Source organism: Janthinobacterium sp. GL_088, from assembly GCF_057837845.1.
In genome coordinates, this window is record NZ_CM174453.1 from 2,743,656 (window position 1) to 2,765,874 (window position 22,219).

Consider the following 22,219-nt stretch of genomic DNA (forward strand, 5'->3'; position numbering starts at 1 on the left):
GGGCATGACGGAGAAGAGCATGGAGTGCCCCACCTGCGGCGAATATGGCGACCTGCTGCATGCGACCATCCGCAAAACGGAGCAACAGGTGATCGTTTGCTCGGAGTGCGATCTGTTGTGGGCGCATCCGCAACAGGATATCGATCCGGCCCGCGCATCAGATGTGGCGTCGTTTTTGGCGCAGGCGGGCATCGAGTCCGACTGGCAGGAGCTGCAATTGGGCGCCAGGGTGCCGCCGCCGGCTACAGCATGACGGGTGTTTCTTCCGCCCGCAGCAGGGCTTCCACCTCGTGCGCGGGCAGCGGCCGGCTGAAGTAATAGCCTTGCGCTTCGTCGCAGCCATGGCGGCGCAGGTAATCGAGTTGCTCCGCCGTTTCGACGCCTTCGGCCACCACGCGCAGCTTCAGATTGTGCGCCAGGGCGATGATGGAGACGACGATGGCCGCATCGTCCGCGTCGCGCGCCACGTCGCCGACGAAGCTGCGGTCGATCTTCAGCACGTCGATGGGAAAGGTGCGCAGGTAGGCAAAGCTGGAATAGCCGGTGCCGAAGTCGTCGATCGACAGCTGCACCCCCAGCGCCTTCATGTCGTGCAGCTGGCTGACGGCCAGCGCCACGTCGTGCATGAACAGGCTTTCCGTCAGTTCCAGTTCCAGGCAGGCGGGCGGCAGGCCCGTTTCCAGCAGCACGTCGGCAATCGACGCGACCAGGTTCGGCTCGTTGAACTGGCGCGCCGACAGGTTCACGGCAAGGCGCAAGGTGTCGAGTCCCGCCGCATGCCAGCGCTTCACCTGCGCGCACGCTTCGCGCATGACCCAGGCGCCGATCGGCACGATCAGCCCCGTATCTTCGGCCAGCGCGATGAAGCGCTGCGGCGCCACCATGCCCAGATCCGGATGCTGCCAGCGCAGCAGCGCTTCCACGCCGACGATGCGTCCGCTGGCCAGGTCCACCTGCGGCTGGTAATGCAGCACGAACTGCTCGCGTTCCAGCGCGTTGCGCAGCGCCGTCTCGATGCGCAGGCGCTCCAGGGTGGCCTGGTTCATGGCCGTCGTGTAGAACTTGATGTTGTTGCGGCCCTGTTTCTTGGCGCAGTACATGGCGATGTCGGCCTGTTCGATCAGGTTCTGCGTCTCGCCATTCAGGGTCACGTCGCCAGGGGCGTCGTAGCGCGACATGTCATACACGGCCACGCCGATGCTGCAGGTGACGAAAAATTCCTTGCCGTCCAATAGCACGGGCTGGGCCACGGCATCCATCACGCGCTGCACGATGGCGCCGCTGAGCACTTCGTCCGCCTGCTCGCACAGGATGGCGACGAATTCATCGCCGGACAGGCGCGCCACCGTGTCGCTTTCGCGTAGGCTGGCCTGCAGGCGCGTGGCGATGGTTTTCAGCAGCAGGTCGCCGGCCTTGTGTCCGAGGCTGTCGTTGACGAACTTGAAACGGTCGAGGTCGATCAACAGCACCCACAATGCGCGGTTCTTGCGGCGCGACAGGGCCATCGCCTGCGCCAGGCGGTCGCGCAGCAGCGCGCGGTTGGGCAAGCCCGTCAGCACGTCGTGGTGGGCGATGTGCTGGATTTGCTGCTCGGCCAGCTTGCGCTCCGTGATTTCGGATCCCGTGCCCCGGTAGCCGCGAAATTCACCGAGTTCGTTGAACAGCGGTTCGCCATTGATGCTGAACCAGCGCAGCTGGCCATCGCGGTCCTGCATCGCATATTCGAGGTTGGAAAAGGGCAGGTGCGCTTCCAGGTTGGCGATATGCTGCTTGCCCCAGCGCGAATTGCGCATCTCCGCGTTATTGTCCCAGCGCGTCATGCCGATGAAGCGTTCCAGCGGCATGTTCGACTTGTCCGTGAAACCGCTGGTGATGTGCGTGAAGCAGAAGTGGGCGTCCTGTTCCCAGTACCAGTCCGAGGACAGGGCCAGCAGGCGGCGGAAGCGCTTTTCGCTTTCCTGCAAGGCGCGCTCCGTACGCTGGCGCGCCCGCACGTCGGCGCTGAGCAGCTCATTGCTGCGCTTGAGGTCGGCCGTGCGCTGCTCCACCAGCAGCTGCACGCGGCGCGAGCGCTGCGTCAGCGACTGCACGAAGGCGGCCGTCAGTGCGCTGAACAGCAAGCCCGTGATCAGTGTAAACAATGAGCCCAGGTGGTCGGCCAGGAAGGGACGCGGATGGGCCACCACGCGCACGTGCCAGGGCCGGCCGGCGGAAGTGAAGGCCCGGTCATAATGGTTATGGTAGGCAAAGTGCAGCCAGCGGGGCAGCGACTCCCAGGCGCCGCCCGGTTCGTCGGCAGGCGCCTGTCCATGGCGGAAGATCAATTGGCGCGGATCGGCGCCGGCGTCGGCGTAGACACTGAGTTCAAGCTGCGAGTCGCCCAACAGGTCGGCGCCGGCGAGGATTTTCTGCACCAGTTCCCCCGCGCGCACGATGACGGCCGTATCGCCGATCAGCGCCGCGCGCCGCTGCGGTATCGTTTGCAGGGGCACGCCGTGGCGGTAGACGGGACGCACGATGACGAAGCCCCGTTGCGGCCCTTGCGCCAGGGCCAGCAGGCCGGTGGCGGTGGTCTGGCCGCTGATGATCGCCTGTTCCAGCGCGCGCGCCAGCACGCCGCTCGGGCTGACGTTCAGGCCAAAGGCGGGGCGGTTGCCCTGCAGGGGTTCGAGGTAATCGACCACCAGGTAGCTGGTGCGCGTCGTGGCGGGCACGACGACGCCATCGCGCATTTCCGTCATGGTGTAGCCGGGCACGATGCGCCGCAGTTCGGTCTCGAAGGCGGCGCGCTGCGCATGCGGCACGATGCGGTGGAAATTGAAGGCCTGGATGAACGGGTGGCGCTGCAGCAGCGGCGTGGTGAAATCGTGGAATTGTTCGCGCGTGACGGGCACGACGGCGGCAAACAGCTGGTTGGTTGTCGTCAGCACCTCGACCGCATCGTCGAGCCCCTGCTCGATGGCGGCCACCCTGGCGCCGGCGCGTTGCTGCAGGCTCAGGCTCATCTTGTCGTATTCGAGCTGGCTGATGGCGGCAAACAGCACGGCCGTCACGCTGACGCCGCAGGCAAAGGTCAGCGCGGCCGCGGCGGAAATCGACAATGGCAGGCGGCCACGCAGCATGGTTTTTCCTATCTCACTTCATGGACACATGGGTTCGGCGGCGCCTGCCGGCCCCACGCAGGCCGTAGTTTGTCATAAACCACATCCATCATGCTGATTTTGCACCAAAACACTGCTAATAAGCAACAATATCTATGACCGGGGAAGACGACTTTCAGTCGTTGTCGCTGCCTGACCGGCGGCGCACACGCCACAACTGCCATGCCGGCAGCCAGCGGTTCAGGAACGCCAGGCCGCATATCCGGCGCCAGCGCACCAGGCGCACCACGCGCACGGCGCGGCCGTCGGCGCCTTGTTCGGGCTTGGCGGCGAAGACGATGCGGTTATTGCCGGCGATGCCGTCGAAGTGGCAGACGGCGCCACGAAAGGTCAGCATCAGGCGCGCCAGCATGGCGGGATAGTGCTCGTCATAACTGAACAGGTTGGCCACCAGCACGCCGCCGGGCAGCAGGGCGCGCAGGCAGTCTGCATAGAAGCGCGCGCTGCCCAGTGCCGGCGGCAAACCCGTTTCGTCGTAGCCATCGAGCAGCAGCACGTCGGCGCAGCCCGGATGCTGGCGGATATAGCTGACGGCGTCCGTCTCGATGATGCGCAGGCGCGCATCGTCGGGGGGCAGCATGAATTGCTCGCGCAGGGCGATCACGTCGGCGCGCAGTTCCAGCACCGTGATGCGCGTCCCGGGCAGGTGGCGGTAGCAGAATTTCAGCAACGAACCGCCGCCCAGGCCGACCATCAGGATGTGCCGCGGGCGCGGCACGAACAGGGTAAAGCACATCATGGCACGCGCATAGCGCAGCAGCAGATGGTCGGGGCGCGACAGCAGCATTTCGCTCTGGATCATGCCGGGTTGGAATTCCAGGCGGCGCCGGTCGCCACAGGTATGCACCTGCGGGGCAAGTGGGGTGGTGCTTCTGTTTTCCGGCATGGGACGACTTCGCTGAGTGGACTGGGGGAGATGCTTTGTTGCATTCAGAGAAATCTGATAAGCTCCCGTGAGCATACCCGATTAATCCGCGCCGAGCATGCGTATATGTATATGCATACGGCGCGTGGCGGCACGGCTGCGCAGTCGGGCACCATGGAGACAAGCATGTTTTTGGATCACCCCATCATTACGGCGACGAACAGTTTTACGGAGCCCGACCGCATCGAGCGGTTGACGCGCGTGTACGGTTACGCAGCGGCGCTGGCCGACGTAGCCGCTAACTTCGGCTTCATTGAAAAAGTGGCGCAAATCCACGACCACAAGGGCACCCTCATCGTGTTCTGGCACGAGGCGCCCAACGAGGTGGAAAAGCAGTATTTCGTGCAGGCCTGGGCCAGCAAGATCGGCGACGGCAGCACCAATGTCGAACACGAAATCTGACCTGGCCTGCCGCGCTTGCGCGGCGATGGCGTAGCCCATGGATATCAAGACCCTGGTACTGGCCCTGGCACTCGGCAACCTGAGCCTGTGCGCGGCCCTGTTCTTCTTCGAGTACGAGCGCAAGAAGTCGCTCAGCATGTCCACCTGGGCGGTGGCCAAGCAATGCCAGGCCGTGGCCTGGTGCCTGCTGTATTTCCGCGGCGTGCTGCCAGATTCCCTCTCCATCTTGCTGGGCAACAGCCTGCTGTTTGCCGGCATGGCGCTCGATGCGGGCGCGCTGTGGCAGGCGGCCGGGCGCAGCGGCTGGCGCCGCTATGTCTTGCCGGCGCTGGGTGTGTCGGTGGGGCTGTTTGCCGCCTGTTATCTGTTCGACGTGGCGCCGCTGCTGCGCAGCGCCGGCGGTTCGCTGATCGTGGCCGGCTTCTTCCTCGCCGGTGTGGCCGCGCTGTGCCTGAAATGGCGCGAGGCGAGCATGCTGCGCCGTTTCCTCGTCGTCAGCATGGGCCTGCTGTCCTTGCTGATCGCCGCGCGCGGCGTGCTGGCCGCCACGATCCCCGATTTTGACGCGGAACTGCTGCAGCTGGCCGGCTTTGGCGCCCTGTACCTGATGATGCTGACGAACGCCTTCGGCTATTTGCTGCTGTCGCGCGAAAAGCTGGGCGGCGAGCTGGCGCGCCTGGAAGTGCTCGACGCGGCCACGGGCGTGCCGAACCGGCGCGGATTTTATCAGGCGCTGGCGCCGTGGATGGCGTTGGCGCGCCGGCCCGGCTTGCCGACGGCGCTGGTGGTGCTCAATATCGACCACTTCAAAAGAGTCAACGACAGCTATGGCCATCCGGTGGGTGATGCGGTGCTGAAAACCATCGTCGACACGTGCCGCCAGCAACTGCGCGACAGCGATCTGATGGGTCGCCTCGGTGGCGCCGAATTCGCCATTCAACTGCCGCGCACGACCCTGGACGATGCGCTGATGGTGGCCGAGCGCATCCGCGCCGCCGTGGAGGTGCTGCCCGTCAAGACGGAGCGCGCCGTGTTGCAACTGACGGCCAGCCTGGGCGTGACCACCATCCGAGCCGAAGACAGCACCGTCAGCCTGTTCAAGCGGGCCGACGAGGCGCTGCAGGCGGCCAAGCAGGCTGGCCGCAACAGGGTCGTGGAAGCGCAGGGTGTCAGCACCCTCGATATTTAAATCGGCTTATTTCTTGCGCGAGCCCAACCAGCTGGGCTCCTTGCCGCACTCCTTGGGCAGGAACAAGGCATCGAGGCCGGGATCGCAGCGCCGGTCAGGCGCCTTCATCGGTTCGACAGTGAGCCATTCGCTTTTGGGCAGGATCTTTTCTTCGCGTGCTTCCACGGGTGGCGCGGGCGGCAGGCTGTCTTGCCAGCGCGCCTCCGCGGCAGGCGCGGGCGCGGTGGCCCAGTTCGCGTCCACCTGCGCTGCGCGCACCGGCGGTGCGTCCGCGTGTGCGACGGCGCAAAATACGCTGCCCGCGAAGAAGAAGAACGTGCGCATGGCGGCGCTGTTTTTGGAAATCATGGTCTGTCCTTGGTCGGTGCCGCGAGGGCTGGCTCTGCATTATGACGCCAGCCGGAAGCAAAAACACAAGAAAATTGCAACGGCATGTTACCAAAGGGACTATAGTTACTGGTAGCAAGCAGGTGCACTGCAGCAAGGCGCTGGAACGCGGGGCACCAGTTCCCGAACGTGTGCATACCCTAACTTTCATTTAAGCTAAGCAAGTTATGCTATCGAGCGCACGCCAGGCTGCCCTGAGCCGTCCGCACCGCAGTTCCCCTTTTTTACTCTTGCCAGGCCCATAATGAAAATGCTCAAATCCCTGCCTGTATGGCCGCTTGCCGCGCCGATTGCCGGCTGGCTGTTCCTGTTCGGTTCCACCTTCAATCTCGGCGGTGCCTACCAGATCCTGCTGGTGGTGGGCCTGATCGGCAGCGTGCTGGCCGCCGTGTACCACGCGGAAGTGGTGGCGCACCGCATCGGTGAACCGTATGGCACGCTGGTGCTGGCGCTGGCCGTGACCCTGATCGAGGTGGCGCTCATCGTCTCGCTGATGCTGGCCGGCGGGCCGGAAACGACGGGCCTGGCGCGCGACACCGTGTTTGCCGCCATCATGATCATCCTGAACGGCATCGTCGGCATCTGCCTGCTGCTGGGCGCCGGGCGCCACAAGGAGCAGACCTTCGGCCTGCTGGGCGTGAGCGCGTCGCTGGCCACCCTGGCGGCCATCGCCGTTCTGACCCTGGTGCTGCCGAACTACACCTCGAGCGCAGCCGGTCCCTTCTACAATTCCAGCCAGCTGATCTTCATCGCCGTCATTTCCCTCGTCCTGTACGGCACCTTCGTGCTGGTGCAGACGGTGCGCCACCGCGATTACTTCCTGCCCAAGGAAGCCGTCGGTGATGAAGAGGTGCATGCGGCGCCGCCCACGCCCACCGTCGCCTGGGTCAGCGCCGGCGCGCTGCTGGTGTGTCTGGGCGCCGTGGTGCTGCTGGCCAAGTCGCTGGCGCCCGCGCTGGAGACGGCGATTGCCGCCATGGGTGCGCCGAAAACCCTGGTCGGCATCGTCATCGCCGCCATCGTGCTGCTGCCCGAGGGCCTGGCCGCCGTGCGCGCCGCGCGCGCAAACCGTTTGCAAACGAGCCTGAACCTGGCGCTCGGCTCCGCGCTGGCCAGCATCGGGCTGACGATACCCGCCGTGGTGGTGGTGTCGCTGGCCACGGGCCTGACGATCACGCTGGGTCTCGATATCAAGTCGACGGTGCTGTTGCTGCTGTCGCTGATGGTGGCCACCCTGTCGCTGGGCACGGGCCGCACCACGGTCATGCAGGGCACGGTGCACCTGGTGATTTTCGCTGTCTATCTGTTCACCACCATCGTGCCGTAGAACACCTGTCAAAACTTACTGCGCGTCGGAATTTATCGTTTGCGATGCTCACTGACTCGGCGTCCCCGTACCTTCGTACAGTTGCGCGTCTCAACCACAACTTCCTTCCGCTCGCTACGGTTTTGTCAGGTGTTCTTGAGCGTTACCGTTGCTCGCCGTTTTGTCACAATCCTGTCACGCCGCTGTCATACGATGGGGGTAGTGTGGTAGGATTTTTAAATCGTTTAAATGATTTATATAGTTTAGCAACTGAGTTTGCCAACTTTTTCAGTTGGCACAGTAATGACAAGACAAGAGGCCAGTATGTATGCAGCGGTGGACCTGGGGTCCAACAGTTTTCGTTTACACGTCGGCAAGCATGATGGCGACACGATCCGCGTGGTCAAGAGCGTGCGCGACCCGATACGCCTGGCCGCAGGCCTGGACGCCAATGGCGACCTGACCGAAGCGGCCATGCAGGGCGCGCTGGCCTGCCTGCAGCGCTTTCGCGCCATCCTCGCCGGCTTTGAACTCGATGCCGTGCGCGTGGTGGCCACATCGGCCATGCGCGTGGCGCGCAACGGCGCCGTCTTCCTGCCGCTGGCCGAGCAAGCCATCGGCCATCCGATCGAGATCATCTCGGGCGAGGAAGAGGGACGCTTGATCTACATGGGCGTGGCCAATGCGCTGGCCATTCCCGGCGAACGCCGGCTGGTGATGGATATCGGCGGCGGCTCGACCGAACTGATACTGGGGCGCGGCAACGATATCGAGCGCGTCGAGTCGTTCAGCCTGGGCACGGTCAAGCAAAGCCTGTCGTTCTTCATCGGCGGGCGCATCGACGCGCCGTCGTTCGAGGCGGCCATCCTGTCGGCGCGCAGCCATTTCGAGGATGCCGCGCCGCCGTACCGCCCGCAGCACTGGAAGACGGCTTACGGCTCTTCCGGCACCATCCGCACCATCGCCGACATCATCGCCCGCAACAAACTCGGTGACGGCTTGCTCACGAGCGTCAGCCTCGACGCGCTGGCGCGCCGCTTCATCGAACTCGGTCACACCAGCCGCATCGACATGCCCGGCTTGCGCCCCGACCGCGCCAGCACCATCGTCGGCGGCCTGGCCATTTTGATCGGCCTGTTCCGCGAACTGGCCATTCCCGCCATGACGCCGATCGAAGCGGGCTTGCGCATGGGCGTGATGTGGGATTTGTACCTGCGTTCGACCAAGCGTGACCGCCGCGAACAATCGGTGCAGGGCTGCATGGAAAAATTCCATATCGACCAGCAGCGCGCCGGCCGGGTGGCCGAGCAGGCGCTGGCCATGTACGCGCAGCTCAAGCCCACCTCCGACGCCCTGGTGAAATCCCTGCGCTGGAGCAGCCTGCTGCACGAAGTGGGCCTGGCCGTGTCGCAGACGGGCTACCACAAGCATGCCTCCTACATCGTGGAAAACGCCGACTTGCCCGGTTTTACCACGCGCGAACAGAAGACCATGAGCCGGCTGATCCTGGCGCAGAAGGGCAACTTGCGCAAGATCGGCGAAGTGCTGTCCGATCCCGATTTTGCCAAGGCCGTGCTGGCTTTGCGCCTGTCGATCCTGCTCATGCATGCGCGCATCGAAGCCGATTTCAGCGAACTGCGCCTGCGCATGAAGAACCGCATTGAACTCGACATCAAGCGCGGCTGGGTGGCGCACCATCCCACCGTGTCGTTCTGGATCGAGAAGGAGCAGGAATTCTGGGATGAGGTCGGGGTCGATTTCACCATCCGCGCCAGCGCATAGTGGGTCATTGCGCCATGCCGTGCGCATGGCTTGATGTGCAGCAAGCAATATTTTTAAAAACAGTATATATTGTTTATATTATTTACTAGATTGGAAAATCCATGACCAAAACCGTCCCAGCGAAAAAAGCCGACAGCGCACCCGTATCGATGTTTCCCACCAGCGCTTCGATCAATGCGGCAGCGGCCAAGGCCGCGCCAGCCGCCAAGCCTGCAGCCAAGCCAGCCGTGAAGCCTGCGGCCAAGCCGGTGGCCGCCAAACCGGCCGCAGTCAAGCCTGTCGCCGCCAAGCCTGTGGCGGCGAAACCAGTAGCAGCGAAACCAATAGCAGCGAAAGCTGCCGCAGCCAAGGCGCCCGCCGCCAAGCCGGCGGCCAAGGCCGTCGTCGCCAAAGCCGTTGCCAAGCCAGCGGCTAAGGTTGCCGCGAAGCCCGCCGCCAAGCCTGCAGCGAAAGCCGCCGTCAAACCGGTAGCGAAACCGCCAGCGAAACCGCCAGCGAAACCGCCAGCGAAACCGGTGGCCAAAGCGGCTGCCAAGCCTGCGCCGGCGAAAAAAGCGCCGGTCGCCAAGGTCGCCGCCGTCAAGGAAAAAGCCCGCAAGCCGAAACTCGTGCGCGACAGCTTCACCATGCCGGAAGCGGAATACGAAGTCCTGGGCCAGGTGAAAAAAGCTTGCCTGAAGGCCGGTTTCGAAATCAAGAAAAGCGAATTGCTGCGCATCGGCGTGGCGCTGATCAGCCAGATCGACCTGGCCACCCTGCAAAACGTGCTGGCCGGCTTGCCGCAGCTGAAAACGGGCCGTCCGAAGAAGGATTGATGGCGCGGGCAGGGGCCGCACCCCTGCCTGGCCGTTCTGGTTTACCATGGGGCCTGTGATAGTTCCCCCATGGTTGCCATGTCAGAAGATACAGATATCGAACGCGCCGGCTTCGTCGAGCGCGCCATCGTCCGCCACCAAGCGGGCGTCTCTACCCCAGCCATCGACCACGTCGCCGAGGAAATCCCCGTCGCGCTGGTCTTCAATGGCATTTCCCACGTCGTCATGATGGCCACCCCGCGCGACCTGGAGGCATTTGCCTATGGCTTCGCGTTGACGGAAGGCGTGGTCGCTTCCGCCGGCGCCATCTTTGACTGCGAAGTGTTCCTGCGCGCTGATTCGGCCGAAGTGGCGTTGAGCATCGCCCAGGAAGATTTCGTGCGCCTGAAGGACCGGCGCCGCCAGTTGACGGGCCGCACGGGCTGCGGCGTGTGCGGCATCGACAGCATCGACATGCTCGACTTGCAGCCGCAAGCGCTGCCGCCGTCCCTGATCCGCGTCGACCTGCCGGCCGCATTGGCGCGCGCCTCCGCAGGCCTGCGCGAACACCAGGCGCTGATGCGGGAAACGGGCGGCGTGCACGCGGCTGCGTGGTGCACGCCCGACGGCGATATCGTGCACGTGTTCGAGGATGTCGGCCGCCATAACGGTCTCGATAAACTGATTGGCCACCTTGCGCTGCACGACATCGACATGCGGCGCGGCTTCGTCTTCCTGTCCAGCCGCGGTAGCTACGAGCTGGCGCGCAAGGCGGCGCGCATGCAGATTCCGTTGTTGGCGACGATTTCCGCCCCCAGTTCGTTGGCCATTTCCATCGCCACGCAGGCGGGCATGAAGCTGGTGGGCTTTTGCCGCCAGGATGCCTACGTCGATTACACGCCAGGCATCACGCTTTAACTTCACTGCGTTGCAGCAGCACGGGCACGGATTTCGACGTCGGCGTGCCGGCGCCGTCGGCCGTGCTGGCCAGCGGCACCAGCGCGTTCGTCTCGGGGTAGTACGCGCCCAGGCAGCCGCGCGGGATATCGTATGCCACCAGCCGGAAGCCATCGGCGCGGCGCGTCACGCCATCGTCCCAGGCGCCGATCAGGTCCACCAGCTCGCCATCGGCAAAGCCCAGCATGGCGATATCTTCCGCGTTGGCGAAGACCACCTTGCGCGTGCCGTACACGCCGCGGTAGCGGTCATCCATGCCGTAGATGGTGGTGTTGTACTGGTCGTGCGAGCGCGTGCTCATTAACACCATCAGGCGTTCGCCGTGGCGCGCTCTAGCGCGGTGCAGCGGCGTGTCCAGCGGCAGCGGGGCGACCAGGAAGCTGGCCTTGCCGCTGGCCGTCTTCCACACGCGTTCGCGCGAAGCCACCGTCAGATGAAAGCCGCCCGGCTGCGCCACCCTGGCGTTGTAGTCGTAAAAATCGTCGAATACCTTTTCGATATCGTCGCGGATACGCGCATAGTCTGCCGCATACGCGCGCCAGTCCACCAGGCTGCTCCCCACGGTCGCTTCGGCCATGCCGGCCGCGATGGCCACTTCCGAGCGCAGCTGCGGCGAAGCGGGCGCATTGCGGCCGTACGAGATATGCACCATGCTCATCGAGTCTTCCACCGTCACGCCCTGCGCTACGCCGTGCTGCAGGTCGATCTCCGTGCGGCCCAGGGTGGGCAGCAGCAGGGCTTCCCTGCCGATGACCAAGTGGCTGCGATTGAGCTTGGTGGCCACCTGCACCGTCAGCGCGCACTGGCGCAGCGCGGCAAAGGTCAGTGGCGTGTCCGGCGTGGCGGCGGCGAAATTGCCGCCCAGCGCGATGAAGACCTTGACGTCGCCGCGCTGCATGGCTTCGATGCTGGCCACCACGTCGTGGCCGTGCGTGCGCGGCGGCGCGAAACCATACACCTGGCCCAGGCGGTCGAGGAAGGCGCTGGTGGGCTTTTCCTCGATGCCCACCGTGCGGTCGCCCTGCACGTTGGAGTGGCCGCGCACGGGGCATAAGCCGGCGCCGGGCTTGCCGATCTGGCCGCGCAGCATCATCAGGTTCGACAGCATGCGGATGGCCGCCACGCTGTGCTTGTGCTGCGTCAGGCCCATGCCCCAGGTGGCGATGATGCGCTGGCCATGAATAAAAACGTCCGTCAGCGCCTCGATCTGCGCACGATTCACGCCCGATTCTGCCACGAGCAGTTGCCAATTCTCTGCGCGCAGGTCGTCGCGGAAGGCGTCGAAGCCGCTGCAGTGTTCCGCGATGAAGGCGTGGTCGATGACGGCGGGTTCGCCGGCCGCTTGCGCCGCATCGTCATGCTCGACGACCCTCTTGGCGACGGCCTTGATCAGGGCGAAGTCGCCGCCCAGGGTGGGCTGCACGAAAAGGCCGGCCAGGCGAGTGCTGCCCAGGGTGGCCATTTCCAGCGCGCTTTGCGGGTCCATGAAGCGCTGCAAGCCCCGTTCACGCAGGGGATTGATGGAGACGATGCTGCCGCCGCGGCGCGCGCAGTCGCGCAATTCGCCCAGCATGCGCGGGTGGTTGGTGGAGGGATTCTGGCCGAAGATGAGGATGGTGTCGGCCAGTTCGAAGTCGGCCAGGGTCACCGTGCCCTTGCCGATGCCCACGGTGGCCGGCAAGCCGCGGCTGGTCGCCTCGTGGCACAGGTTGGAGCAGTCGGGGAAGTTATTGGTGCCGTACAGGCGCGCCATCAGCTGGTACAAGAAGGCCGCTTCGTTGCTGGCGCGGCCCGACGTATAGAACGCGGCCTGGTTCGGGTCGGGCAGGGCGCGCAGGTGGCGCCCCACGAGGGCGTAGGCGTCGTCCCAGGCGATTGGCACATAGCGGTCGCTGGCAGGATGGTACACCATCGGTTCGGTCAGGCGGCCGTGCTGCTCGAGCGCGTAGTCCGATTGTTCCAGCAGCTGCGTGACGGTATGGCTGGCAAACAGCTCCGGGCCGGCGCGGCGGCTGGTCGCTTCGGCGGCGACGGCCTTGGCGCCGTTTTCGCAAAAGGCAAACGTGGAAGCGTGGTTGCGGTCGGGCCAGGCGCAGCCGGGACAGTCAAAACCGTCGGGCTGGTTTTGCGCCAGCAGCGCCTTTAAATTCCCGGGCGCGACGCGCTCCTGGCGCAGGCTGATGGCCACGTGTTTCAAGGCATCCCAGCCGGCGGCAGGCTTGGTATAGGGCGTGATGTGCGGTGCGTCCTGGTCTTTCATTGGCTCTTTCGGCTGGGCGAGTGTGGTAATTATGCACGATCCCCGAATGACATTGACTTGCGTCATGGAAATGACATTCGGCTGTCATTTTCCTGACATATTAGACAAGTACGCTGGAGTCGTCTTGATCACAGGGGATGAAACCATGCAGAACATAGTCGCATCAAACGAAGCCAAGGCCCGGCCGGTCCAACTGGTGCTGAGCCAGGCCACTACCGCGGCGGAAGTGCGCGAAGTCCAGCGTTTGCGTTACAAGGTGTTTATCGAAACCATGGGATTGAGCTCGCTGGCGAACGCCGATGGCCTCGACAGCGATGAATTCGATGCGCACTGCGATCACCTGATCGTGCGCGATGCCGATACCCTGAAAGTGGTGGGCACCTACCGCGTGCTGAGCGCCGCCAAGGCGGCCAAGATCGGCCGCCTGTATTCGGAAAACGAGTTCGACCTGAGCCGCCTGAAGAACCTGCGCGGACGCATGGTCGAAGCGGGCCGCGCCTGCATCCACCCGAAATACCGGGGCGGCAGCGTGATCATGCTGCTGTGGTCGGGCCTGGCCGAGTACATGCGCCGCGAGCGCTGCGACTACCTGGTCGGCTGCGCCAGCATCAGCCTGGCCGATGGTGGCCATAACGCCGTCGCCGTGTACCAGGCGCTGGCCGAAAAGCACATGGCCCCAAGCGAATACCGCGTCACGCCGCACCTGCCTTTCCCCATCCACCAGGTGGAAGCGGCGCACAAGCCGCAAGTGCCGCCGCTGATCAAGGGCTATCTGCGTTCGGGCGCCTGGATTTGCGGCGAACCGGCCTGGGATCCTGATTTCGAAAGCGCCGACATGTTCATGATGATGCCGCTGGCGAATCTGGACGAACGCTATGCGCGCCATTACGGGGTGGTGCCTGGCTAAGACCGACGCGGGGAAGTGAGGCCTGCAGCTGGCTGGCCAGTGCCTGCACGGCGCTGCGCAAGCCGGTGTCCGCGCTGTCGGGCGGCAGCAGTTCGAGCAGGAAGCGCAGCGGCGCCGTGATCGTTTCGGGTTCGCCGATGCTGCCGTGGCGCCGCACGGCGTCGTGGTACAGGGCCAGGAAGGCGGCGCGCGCGGGCGCGTCGAAAGGCTGGCCGTCCGGCACCTGCCACAGGGCCGCCAGCAGGGCGGCGCGCACGGGGGCGCCGGCGTCGATGGCGCGGTGTTCGTCCGCGTGGCGCTGGCGCGCATAGGCGATGGCGTCGTGCAGCAAATCGCCCAGTTGCGGATCGAGCGCGCGCCAGGCGCCGCTGTCGCCATGGGCTTTCAGCAGCAGGGCGCCCGCCAGCACCTGGAAAATCAGGTCGCAGTCGGCCACGCCGCTGCGCCGCCGCGCTTCGTCCAGCGCGGCCAGGCAGGCGTCCGTCATGGCGCGCAGTGCCGGCGCGCCCGAACTTCCTTCGGTGCAGGCCAGGCGCGCTTGCAAGGCCCAGTAGCGCCCCAGCAGGGCCAGGCGCTGCGCCGTGGGTGCCAGCGCCACCAGCAGGTCGATATGCTGTTTTCCATCCTGCAGCAACTGGCGTCCCTGCGCCGGGTCGGGCACGGCCGGCACCGCGATGCCGGCGCCCGCATCGAGGCCGCACAGGGCCGCGCCCTGGCGTATCTCCAGTTCCGCCCAGTGCGCCAGCGCGCGCAAGCCCACCTTGCCGTCGGCCGCGCTGTGCGCCGCCCGATAGTGTTCGATGGCGCGCAGGGTGTTTTCCAGGCCACCGAGGCCGGCGCGCGCGGCGGCCATGTTTTCGCGGATGTCGGCGCAGCCGAAGAAGCGCGCGCGCACGGCTTCCTCGATGCTGCCCAGCTTTTCCTCGATGGCCGCGCGGCGCGCAGGATCGGCGCCCGCCAGGCGCGCGTGCAGGGTTTCCAGGTCGGCCAGCAAGTGGCCGTGGTAGTGATAGTCGGGCGCTTGCCAGGGCCGGCTCTGGGTATTCGGAAAGCGGTAGCGGTCGTCGCCATACGCCTGGTAGGCGCCCCAGGTGTTCGAGGCGGGGAACTGCAGGTAGGCCGCTTCGCGCGCCAGGCGCACGGCGTCGCCGAAGTATTCGCCGCTCAGCATGGCGTGATAAAAGCTGTGCGCGAAGATGCTGGCCGCCTGGTCGTCGATGCGCCAGCCGGCCGCGATCACCGCCTGCGAGCCCATTTCAATGAAGGCCGTGGCCAGGCTGGCGGCCAGTTTCGACCACGGTGCGATGGCGTCCGGACGCATGTCGCCCAGGTGGCAGCAATTGATGAAGACGAATTGCGGCACGCGCTTCAATTTACCCACCTGCGCCGCCGTCAGCCGCGTCTTCGGTCCCAGCACCAGGCCCGTATGGGCGATGCCTGGGCCGGCCACTTCGCCATGGCCGGCCAGGTGGATGGCGAAATAGCGTTCGTCGAACAGGTGTACCAGCACGCGCTGCGCCTGAGGGCGCAGCAGCTCGCGTACCTGGTAGCCGTACGCGCCGAACATGCGCGCCACGTCCTGCGCCTCGGCCTGCGCGGCGGGCAGCTCTGGCAGGCCGGAATCGGTGTCGCCGATCACCAGCACGCTGTTGCTGGGCGGGCTGACGGCGGGCGGCTGTTCGCGCAGGCTGGCCAGCTGGCGCACCATGCCGATGCGCGTCGACAACGGACTTTCCTCGCTGCCCGCCTCGTCGCGCATCAGCTCCCACGGATAGATGGCGGCGCTCTGGTCGACGGCCAGGATCAGGCCGCGCATCTCGGGGATGGCCGCCTTCAGGCCATTGGGCAGCATCAGTTCGTACAGGGCGCGCGACAGGCCCGGCTGGTCGGTGGTGTTGTCGGTGGCATCCATGATCAGGCCATCGACGGCTTGTCGCTGGTTCGGCTCCTCGTCGACGCTGTTGTGCGCGCGGTCCGTCAGCACGGTGAAGCGCAAGGCGCCGGAAAGGTCCGCTGCGACGATCTGCACGCGGCGCCAGCCGTTGTCGCCGCTCAGGCTGGGCAGGATGCGCCGGTAGCCGCCGGGGCTGTGGCGGATGCGCCGCTCGAACGTGAAGCTGCCCTGGTAGCGCGCCTCGGCCATGATCTGTTCGATGGCCACGGCGGCGGCGATGGCGCGCGCCTCGGACTGTTCGTAGATGGCGATGTGGCCGATGCGGCACGCCATGCCCGCGTCTTCCAGGCGCCGGTTGGCGCTGCGCGCGCCGTCGATCAGGGCGCGCGCGCACAGGGCGATGCTCAGGCCGCCATAGCCGGAACCGGACAGCAGGCTGGCCACGCGCAAGCCGTGTTCGCCCATCGGCGGCGCGGCCACATGGCCGGCGGCGCGCACCTGCAGGCAGACGCACGCGTATTCGAGCAGGCCGCCGGCAAAGGCGCGCGCCAGTTCGCCCGGCGTCAGCTCGCCCAGAGCGCCCAGGCCGATGACGATGGCGCCGCCGGGCCGGCGCGCCGCGTCGGGCTGCAGCACCACGAGGGCGGAGTCGGGACGCTGCGGAAAGCGCCCCAGCGCGTGGATTTCCTGCAGCTTGCCGGCCAGCAGGCGGTCGAGAAAGCTCATGCTGCCGCGCAGCGATTCGGAGGCGTAGCAGCCGCTCATGACGGGCGCGTCGGCCGAGGCCATGCTGCCGTGGATGAGGGATAGGCTCAGCTGCGGCGCGCGGCGCTCCGGCGCGCTGGCGGGGCCGGCGGCGCCGAGGGCCGCGTCGAGCAATTCCTGCGGCTGCGGGTACAGCGGCGTGGCGTCGGGAGCATACGGATGGAAGCGCGGTGGTACGCCGCCGGGCGCGTGCGGCGGGTGGCGCGGCAGGGCGGCGGCCTGGCCGCTGTCGAGCAGCTGCGCGATGGCCGGGTAGTAGTCCTTTTGCAGCAGCAGGTCGCCGTGCGCCACCGGCAGGTAGCAGGCCGCCACGCCGTCCGGCACCGCGCCTTGCCAGGCCGTGCGGCCATCGCCGTCCGGCGACCAGGCCGTCTCGATGCCGCCGTCGCGCAGGCGCAGCGCCACCGGCGTGGCGGCGCAGCCGGCCAGGTAGCTGCAATGGCGCGCGTCGAGCGGGGCCGCTTCCAGCAGGGCCACGGTGGCGCGCGCCGCGGCCAGCGCCTGGGCTTCGGGCGCCTGCCAGCCGCCGGGCAGGTCCGCTTGAACATCGCCTGCGGCCAGCCGCGCCCAGGCGGCGGCGTCGAAATAATCGATGCCGCCCGCCTGCGGCCATGGCAGCATGTCCAGCACGCCGGGAAAGGCGCGCACGAAGCCGAGAAACTGGCGCCGCGTGTGCTTCCAGCCTATCCAGCTTGCCAGCATCTGCACCAGCCGGTCGCGTCCCAGCAGCACTTGCACCATCGCCTGCGTGCCGCGGTTGGCCGTGCCTACCTGCAGCAAGCGGCTGCCGGGCAGGGTGCCGAAGCGCTGCCAGCGGTCCTTCAGGGCCAGGCGCGCCACCAGCCCGCCCATGCCGTGGGCCACGATGCGCAGCGGCTGTCCACGCTGTTCCGCGTCGCGCATGGCGTCGTCGAGCACGGGCAGGAAGGCGCTGCTGGAGTGCTGCAGCGACAAACGCCAGTCATAGGTAAAGGGCCGCACTTCCTGGCTTTGCGCGAGGAAGCGGGCAAATGGTTCATAGCAGGATTCGACCCAGCCGGCGCTGACAATGTGCGGCTGGCCCACGGCCAGGCGTTCGATGCGCCCTTCGACCAGGTTGACGGGGTCGAACCAGATGCGGTTGCTGCCCACTTGCAGGTGGCTGCCCATGATGTCGGGCAGCAGCAGCACGATGGGCGCGTGCGCGCGCCGTTTCGGTACTTCGCCGCCGCGCGCCAGCGGGCCCTGCTCGATGCCGGGCAGCGGCTGGTAGGCCGTCTCGTTGCCGCTGAGTGCCTGCACGGCGGCCTGGCTCGATGGCGCGCGCTCGAAGTAGTTCAGGTGGTGCGCGTGCGGCCCGCGCAGCAGCAGTTGCCGCACCGGCGTGCTGCGCGTGGCGCCGCCGGCCATCGAGGCACAATTGACCACCAGGTCATTCTGGCCGCCGTACAGCTGGTCGTCGAGGCAGTCGCCCAGCCAGCCCAGCAAGCCATCGCCGCTGCACGCGCCGGCCAGTACATGCAGCGGGCTGGCCACGCGCACGTCGGGCGCGTTGAGCAGCGCCACCAGGGGCGAGTCGGGCATCATCGCTTCAAGGCCCGGCAGGATGCGCGCATCGCAGCGCTGCCGCACCACGGCCAGCAGGAAGGCCATGGCGCCGTCGGGTACGCCGCCGTGCAGCAGCAGCTTGAACATCACGCTGGCCCAGCGGTCGAGCCGGCCCGACATCAGGGTGGTGCCGCGCGCCGGGCAGGCCACGCGCACGAAGCGGGCGATGCGGATGGCGCGCGTTTTCAGCTCTACGCTGAGCGCGCGCAAGCGCGCCGCATCCGCGTCGTGGCCGCTGCGCCCGCCCAGCCGCGCCTGCGCCGTGAAGTGCTCGATATCGTGGCTGTTGAACGCTTCGCCGCCCACCGTGTTTTCGCTCAGCCGCTCCAGGCCGTCGCCGGCCAGGTCGACGGCGCCGCGGCTGTCGATGCGCTGCGCCCGCGCCAGCAATTCACCCACCAGGCCGCCGCGCGAATGGCTCAGCAGGTGCAGCACGGCGCCGTGCGGCAACTGGCGCACGAGGGCCAGCGCATTCTCGATGGGGCTGTCGCTGAGGCTGCGGTGCTCATAGCCGTAGATGCGGTTGCCGTACTGCGCCGCCAGTTGCGGCGCCAGGCCGTTGCGCCACAGGCCGGCAAAGCTGCGCTGGGTCGACGAGGCCGTGCCGTGCAACAGCAGCAGCACCGGTTCCGGCCCGGCGGGCAGGCTGGGGACGGCCGTCATGCTGCCCGCCTCGATGCCGCAGCGGTACAGGCCCAGGCGCTGTTCCAGCTGGCGGTCCTGGAAGGCGCCCGCCGCCGCCAGCGCCGTCATGGCGGCGGCACCGCAGCGGTACACGCGCACGGCCCGCAGCATCCAGGCACCCAGGCCGTCGCGGCTGGCGCCGGGCGGCTGCCGCGCCGCCTGCGGGCGCAAGGCCAGCCCCACTTCGATGCTGGCGGGCGCGCCATCGCGCGCCAATGTGGCAGGCCCCAGGTAGCGTGGCAGGTCCAGGCTGCCTGCCAGCAAGGAATTGCCATCGCACAGCAGCAATTGCACCACGTCGGCCGGGCCGATATCGAGGGCGATGCGGCAACTGCCGATGCCGCGCGCGCCGGACAGCACGTGGGTTTCGGCATGCCAGCCGGGCGCGGCAGGGCAGTCGCCGGCCTTGGCGAGGGGATCGCGCGTGAGCGTCAGGCGCAGCACGGGCGGCGCAAGAGGATCGCTGGACATGCGGTTGGGATCGCTGGTTAAAAGCTGACCTTGATGCCTGCGCGGACTATGCGTGTTGTGTCAGATCAAGTTTGAGTGGAAATGCAGGGGCAGAATCTGGGAGGGGGCGGGAGCGGGAAGGCAGAGAAACGGTCAGCATGGTTTGGGCTGGGTCTCTTCGCTATCATGTCCGGATGCGGTGCGGTGAGCGAACTGCGCGAATTGTATGGCAAAAGTTCATGGCGCCGGGGACCTGGGTGCCTGGCATGGCATTACAACAGCGGGTATATCAATGGACTGGCGTGGCGGACAGTTCCTTCAGTTCGCGGATGGTGATGTCCGATTTTTCATGCATGCGCAATAAAATCGTTGCACCGACCGACAGTTTGCCGTGACGAATCTTGCTGATGATGGGAGGCTGCACTTCCAGTACACGGCACAGCTCCGCATCATTTTTCAGGTTCATCTTCTCGATCAGGGTGTCGAGCAGCTTGTTGGGCACAAAACTCGATGGTTCGAGCGCACGCGCCCGGTTCATCGCCTCAATCATTTCCAGCTTCTTTTGCCGAACGTTCATTTACTCCTCCTTCAGGTTATGCAAGGGACGAGACCACTTTACGCGGTCCCGGCTATAGTTCGTCATCGCAGTACGGCTGTCCGGGTGACGTAGTACACCATTTGCGTTACAACATTGATAACCAGGCAAGTGTTTAAATAATACTACGATAACAAAACTTGTGACAGATGGTCAGTTAAATTAACTGATTGTTTGATCAATTTGGTTGACGATTGTTGTATTTTGTAATCCGCTTTTCGTCAGGATCATGGTCCGGTCCGCCATTTCGGCGGCGGCCAGCGAATGCGTGACCATGATCGCGCAACTGCCGTTGGCCTTGATTTCGGCGCGCAGCAATTGCAGGATGCTGTGCGCCGTGTCCGGGTCGAGGTTGCCGGTAGGCTCGTCGGCCAGCACCAGCGCGGGCTTGTGCACGAGTGCGCGGGCGATGGCCACGCGCTGCATTTCGCCGCCGGACAATTGCTGCGGAAAGTCGCCGCCGCGTCCGCCCAGGCCGACCGCCTCGAGCATGCTGGTGGCACGCTCCTGGGGCAGTCCGTTGAGCAGCAGCGGCAGGGCCACGTTTTGCAGCAGGGTCAGGTGCGGCAAGACGTGGAAGGCCTGGAAAATAAAGCCCATGCGGGCGCGACGCAGCCGGGTGGCGGCGGCGTCATCGAGGCTGGACATGGCAATGCCGTCCACCAGGATAGGGTGCGCTTCGGCACCCGCGTCGGGCGTATCGAGGCCGGCGATCAGATTCAGCAGTGTCGACTTGCCCACACCCGAGTCGCCCATGATGGCGATGAATTCCCCGGCCTTGAAGCGGCAGGAAATATTGGCCAGCACGGGACGGGCATGGGCATAGGACTTCGACAGATGGCGCAATTCGAGCATGGTGATCTTGATTAATAACGGCTATCGTAAAGGGAGGCACGCGGGGGAGAGGGGGGCCTGGGAATTGCAAAAGGGGCGCGGATTGTTTGGCCGGCAATGTGTAGTATACGACAGGCTTATGCTTTTTGCTTGGCAATACCAATTTTGTGTGCACACTGCCAGTTTGACCTTAAGTTACCTGCCGCACGGCTGGCTTGCGCGGATTCCGCTATGATGAGAAAAAGTCATCGGCAAGGCGCGCGCAAACCGCTATGGCAGGGGCGGCGCGCCCGGTGGCTGACCGTGCAAGCCCTTCGTGAACCTAACATTGACGACGCCAGCCCATGACCATGCCACTTGCGCAACAGCAGTCCGATTTCCGTCCCGCCAGCCACGCCAGCGCGGCCAGCGCCACTCCTGCCACGATAGCCGAGATCAGCAGCGGCCTGCTGGCGCGCGATGCATGGACCTCGCCCAAGTACCTGTACGACGCGCTCGGTTCGAAACTGTTCGAAGCCATCTGCGCCTTGTCCGAGTACTATCCGACGCGCACGGAAGCGGCCATCTTCGCCCGACACGGCGCCGAGATCGCCCATGCCGTGGGGCCGGGCAGCACCCTGATCGACCTGGGCGCGGGCAATTGCGCCAAGGCCGCCAGCCTGTTCCCCCTGCTGCACCCGGCGCAATATGTGGCCGTGGATATTTCCTATGATTTCCTCAGCGAATCGCTGAGCCGGCTGCAGCAACGCTTTCCGCACATCGAAATGACGGGCCTGGGCCTGGATTTCTCCAGCCGCCTGGACTTGCCTGACAGCGTGCGCGACGCGCGGCGATTGTTCTTCTATCCAGGCTCGTCGATCGGCAATTTTGCGCCTGAGCAAGCGACCAGCTTTCTGCGCCGTCTGCGTGCGAATGCGGACGGCGATGGCGGCCTGCTGATCGGCGTCGACCTGATCAAGGATGATGCCATCCTCGACGCGGCGTACGACGACGCCTTGGGCGTGACGGCGGCCTTCAACCTGAACATGCTGCGCCACGTGAACGGCCTGATCGGCGCCGACTTCGACGTGCGCGCCTGGCAGCACCACGGCTTTTTCAACGCCGAGGAGCGCCGCGTCGAAATGCACCTGGAAGCGCGCAGTGAACAAATTGTTCACTGGAAAGGTGGTCATCGGCGCTTCGCGAAAGGCGAGCGCATCCATACGGAAGACAGCTACAAATACACACGCGCCACCTTCGTCGGCTTGCTGGAGCAGGCGGGTTTTTCCACCGTGCAAGTCTGGACAGACCCGCAGCAGTGGTTTGCCGTCATTTACGCGCGGGTTATCAGGGATTAAGAA

The 22,219-nt window shown here is 65.7% G+C and carries 16 protein-coding genes; 9 read left to right on the forward strand and 7 right to left on the reverse strand.

Going from position 1 to position 22,219, the window contains the following annotated elements; genetic code table 11:
* Positions 1–4 precede the first annotated feature (4 nt).
* A complete protein-coding gene (locus AC3IQ7_RS12585; protein ID WP_489209882.1) occupies positions 5–253 on the forward strand; it encodes a hypothetical protein in 249 nt (82 codons plus the stop codon).
* Here AC3IQ7_RS12585 and AC3IQ7_RS12590 read toward each other — a convergent pair.
* Together AC3IQ7_RS12590 and AC3IQ7_RS12595 are read right to left on the reverse strand one after the other, a co-directional pair.
* Positions 243–3,122 (reverse strand): bifunctional diguanylate cyclase/phosphodiesterase, encoded by a 2,880-nt coding sequence (locus tag AC3IQ7_RS12590; protein WP_489209884.1) that lies wholly within the window; start codon positions 3,120–3,122, stop codon positions 243–245. The two genes, AC3IQ7_RS12585 and AC3IQ7_RS12590, sit on opposite strands and share 11 nt — an antisense overlap.
* A gap of 154 nt (positions 3,123–3,276) precedes the next feature.
* Positions 3,277–4,047 carry a spermine/spermidine synthase domain-containing protein gene (locus AC3IQ7_RS12595; protein ID WP_489209886.1) on the reverse strand — a complete coding sequence of 257 codons (771 nt, stop codon included), beginning with the start codon at positions 4,045–4,047 and terminating at the stop codon, positions 3,277–3,279.
* A gap of 165 nt (positions 4,048–4,212) precedes the next feature.
* On the opposite strand from AC3IQ7_RS12595, the gene AC3IQ7_RS12600 reads away from it, so the two are divergent.
* The gene (locus tag AC3IQ7_RS12600; protein ID WP_099379688.1) at positions 4,213–4,488 is read left to right on the forward strand and encodes a hypothetical protein; all 276 of its coding nucleotides are present in this window, start codon (positions 4,213–4,215) and stop codon (positions 4,486–4,488) included.
* Positions 4,489–4,525: 37 nt separating this feature from the next.
* Entirely contained in the window at positions 4,526–5,677 is a 1,152-nt protein-coding gene (locus tag AC3IQ7_RS12605; RefSeq protein ID WP_322428515.1) for a GGDEF domain-containing protein, read from the forward strand.
* Positions 5,678–5,683: 6 nt separating this feature from the next.
* Here AC3IQ7_RS12605 and AC3IQ7_RS12610 read toward each other — a convergent pair whose 3' ends face one another.
* The gene (locus tag AC3IQ7_RS12610) at positions 5,684–6,025 is read right to left on the reverse strand and encodes a hypothetical protein (RefSeq protein ID WP_322428514.1); all 342 of its coding nucleotides are present in this window, start codon (positions 6,023–6,025) and stop codon (positions 5,684–5,686) included.
* 283 nt (positions 6,026–6,308) lie between these two features.
* Between AC3IQ7_RS12610 and AC3IQ7_RS12615 the strand changes: the two genes are divergently transcribed.
* The 4 genes from AC3IQ7_RS12615 (at position 6,309) to fdhD (ending at position 10,864) form a co-directional block, all read left to right on the forward strand.
* Positions 6,309–7,391, forward strand: coding sequence for a calcium:cation antiporter (locus AC3IQ7_RS12615; RefSeq protein WP_099379597.1), 1,083 nt, complete (start codon positions 6,309–6,311; stop codon positions 7,389–7,391).
* 303 nt (positions 7,392–7,694) lie between these two features.
* Positions 7,695–9,152, forward strand: a complete 1,458-nt coding sequence (locus AC3IQ7_RS12620) for a Ppx/GppA phosphatase family protein (protein WP_099379596.1) — start codon at positions 7,695–7,697, stop codon at positions 9,150–9,152.
* Positions 9,153–9,253: 101 nt separating this feature from the next.
* Positions 9,254–9,967: a hypothetical protein gene (locus AC3IQ7_RS12625; RefSeq protein WP_489209890.1), complete on the forward strand. Its 714-nt coding sequence runs from the start codon at positions 9,254–9,256 to the stop codon at positions 9,965–9,967.
* 69 nt (positions 9,968–10,036) lie between these two features.
* Entirely contained in the window at positions 10,037–10,864 is an 828-nt protein-coding gene (gene fdhD, locus AC3IQ7_RS12630) for a formate dehydrogenase accessory sulfurtransferase FdhD (protein WP_489209892.1), read from the forward strand.
* Here fdhD and AC3IQ7_RS12635 read toward each other — a convergent pair.
* Entirely contained in the window at positions 10,854–13,163 is a 2,310-nt protein-coding gene (locus AC3IQ7_RS12635) for an FdhF/YdeP family oxidoreductase (RefSeq protein WP_489209894.1), read from the reverse strand. The genes fdhD and AC3IQ7_RS12635 overlap by 11 nt on opposite strands.
* Positions 13,164–13,308: 145 nt before the next feature.
* Here AC3IQ7_RS12635 and AC3IQ7_RS12640 point away from each other — a divergent pair, with 145 nt between their 5' ends.
* Positions 13,309–14,070: a GNAT family N-acetyltransferase gene (locus AC3IQ7_RS12640; protein WP_489209896.1), complete on the forward strand. Its 762-nt coding sequence runs from the start codon at positions 13,309–13,311 to the stop codon at positions 14,068–14,070.
* Here the strand turns inward: AC3IQ7_RS12640 and AC3IQ7_RS12645 are convergent.
* From AC3IQ7_RS12645 to AC3IQ7_RS12655, 3 genes are all read right to left on the reverse strand, one after another.
* Complete coding sequence (locus AC3IQ7_RS12645; RefSeq protein WP_489209897.1) at positions 14,003–19,471, reverse strand: CHAT domain-containing protein; 5,469 nt, start codon at positions 19,469–19,471, stop codon at positions 14,003–14,005. The genes AC3IQ7_RS12640 and AC3IQ7_RS12645 overlap by 68 nt on opposite strands.
* Before the next feature lie 268 nt (positions 19,472–19,739).
* The gene (locus AC3IQ7_RS12650; protein WP_034786045.1) at positions 19,740–20,027 is read right to left on the reverse strand and encodes a hypothetical protein; all 288 of its coding nucleotides are present in this window, start codon (positions 20,025–20,027) and stop codon (positions 19,740–19,742) included.
* Positions 20,028–20,207: 180 nt separating this feature from the next.
* Entirely contained in the window at positions 20,208–20,900 is a 693-nt protein-coding gene (locus tag AC3IQ7_RS12655; protein ID WP_099379591.1) for an ABC transporter ATP-binding protein, read from the reverse strand.
* A 323-nt stretch (positions 20,901–21,223) separates the two neighbouring features.
* Here AC3IQ7_RS12655 and egtD point away from each other — a divergent pair, with 323 nt between their 5' ends.
* A complete protein-coding gene (egtD, locus tag AC3IQ7_RS12660) occupies positions 21,224–22,216 on the forward strand; it encodes an L-histidine N(alpha)-methyltransferase (protein WP_489209900.1) in 993 nt (330 codons plus the stop codon).
* Positions 22,217–22,219 lie beyond the last annotated feature (3 nt).